The sequence below is a fragment of the Burkholderia sp. Bp8963 genome (assembly GCF_003854275.1).
In the GTDB taxonomy this organism is placed as follows: Bacteria; Pseudomonadota; Gammaproteobacteria; order Burkholderiales; family Burkholderiaceae; genus Burkholderia.
The window spans coordinates 1-1634 of the sequence record NZ_QTQP01000131.1 but is presented as its reverse complement, the minus strand read 5'-3'; the positions used below and the strand labels follow the sequence as shown (position 1 = coordinate 1634).

Annotated in this window: 1 protein-coding gene; it reads right to left on the bottom strand. The window is 65.1% G+C overall.

Annotated elements, in window-relative coordinates:
- Window positions 1–33 precede the first annotated feature (33 nt).
- Window positions 34–1362 (bottom strand): IS110 family transposase, encoded by a 1329-nt coding sequence (locus tag DID96_RS37605; RefSeq protein ID WP_124604360.1) that lies wholly within the window; start codon window positions 1360–1362, stop codon window positions 34–36.
- Between the last annotated feature and the right edge of the window lie 272 nt (window positions 1363–1634).

The window sequence follows — 1634 nt, the reverse complement described above, 5'->3', positions numbered from 1 at the left end:
CTCGTGAGAAACTAATCATGGTTGGGTCCGTTTTCACCCCGTCGTCGAGGTAGGTGCCAGGCGGAAACCCAGTGCAGCGGCGCGGCGGTTTAGGGCCGCAATGCTGCGCTGCCGTTGCTGCTCCTCGTAGCGCTGCTGGCCCTGATCAACGAAGGGCTCGCCGCGCGTGAGCATGAAGTACACCAGGCGCGCCAGCTTGTGGGCCACGGCCGTATTGGCTCGCGGCTTGTCCATGCGGGTACATAGGCGGCGGTAAAATGCGCCGAGTGCCGAATCAGTGCGAGACAGGCTCATTGCTGCCATCTTCAACGCCTGACGCACCCGGTTCGCCGAGCGGCGCGTGCGTGCGCTGAGTACCTTGCCGCCGCTGATTTTCGTGCCCGGGCACAACCGCAGCCAGGAACAGAAATGCTTCTCGTTGGCGAAGCGGCTCAGGTCTGTTCCGACCTCGGACAGGATGGTCAGCGCCGTACCCGCCGAGATGCCGTTGATGCGCGTCAGGTCCACCCCCGCCCAGCGCGCCAATGACCGGCGTGCATCAAAGTTCAGTGGGTTCGGGCTGCCGCGTTTGGCGGCGCCAGTCAGCTCGATATCGTGGCGCCCCAACGGGGCGAGCAGCGCCTCGATCTTTGCGTCGCACTCGAGCACCCGCTGCGCCAGACTGTCGTACATCGCCAGCGCCTGGGCCAGCACGAACAGATGCTCTTCGCGCCAGTTGCCCTGGAGCGCGCGTGCGATGTCCTCGGCACTGCGCTTCACGCGGGCATGCCGGTAACGCGCCAGGACGTGCGGGTCACGCTCGCCGGCCACAATCGCCCGGATGATGGCTTGCCCAGTGGCGCCCATGATGTCGCTGAGCACCTCGGTGAGCTGGATGTTCATCTGCACCAGCGCCTTCTGCATGCGCAGTATCCAGCTCGACTGCTCGGCCAGCAGCACTTCGCGTTGACGCGCCACGGCCCGTACTACGCACACCGGTTCGCCAGGGCGCCAGGCCGCCCTGAGCAGCCCCAGACTCATCAGCTTCTGCAGCCACTGGCAGTCGAGTACGTCGCTTTTGCGGCCAGGCACGTATTTCATCTGGCGCGCGTCCACCAGCCAGACCGTCAGTCCGCGGTGCTCGAGCACCTCATACACCGGTATCCAGAATACGCCGGTCGATTCCAGTGCGACCGTGTCGACCCCGCAGGCGAGCAGCCAGTCGGCCATCGCATTGAGGTCATCGGTCATCGTCCCGAATTCCCGCACCGGTTCATCGGCGCACTTTGCAGGCACGGCCAACCAGTGGCTCGAGGCCCCCACATCAATGCCCGCGGCATTCGGAAACACCTCAGGATTGTCTTCGCGCTTGCGCATGGCCATGGTTCGCCTCACGATCGTGAATGAACGGCAGCGCCATGGGAAGCGTCGATAAGGACTCGATCTCGTGAACGGGATGCGGCTTGCGCCGCTCACCACTGTCGCCGACGACTCCCGGACCACGCTCCACACCGGGCTCTCTGGCAGCATGCAGGCTGCCAGCGCGCACCAATGAGTCGGCCGGTCATCGCGGCGCTGCCGTTCCCCTTATACCGCATCCTCGTCCCAGTTTCTCCGCGAACGCTGGGCCCGGCACGGGGTTGAATCGCTCCACA